Annotated in this window: 1 protein-coding gene; it reads right to left on the reverse strand. The window is 69.1% G+C overall.

Annotated elements, in window-relative coordinates; all coding sequences use genetic code 11:
• Positions 1–207: HNH endonuclease signature motif containing protein (locus LO763_RS28620; protein WP_230792331.1), on the reverse strand; the 207-nt coding region annotated here is incomplete at both ends.

A 207-nucleotide genomic window follows, 5' to 3' on the forward strand; every position in this document is an offset into this window, starting at 1 on the left:
GCCGGGGCCGGTCTTGGTGACGGTCCAGCCTTCGGTGTGGAGGCGGCCGTGGTGGAACCGGCACACCAGGATCAGGTTGGCGGCGTTGGTGGGGCCGCCGTCGGCCCAGTGGATGATGTGGTGGGCTTCGGTCCAGGCGACGGGCCGGGAGCAGCCGTGCCAAACACACCCTCCGGGCTGTTCAAGCTCGAGTTTCCTACGCAGAGC

Origin of the sequence: Glycomyces amatae, from assembly GCF_020991375.1 — a bacterium.
In the GTDB taxonomy this organism is placed as follows: domain Bacteria; phylum Actinomycetota; class Actinomycetes; order Mycobacteriales; family Micromonosporaceae; genus Glycomyces; species Glycomyces amatae.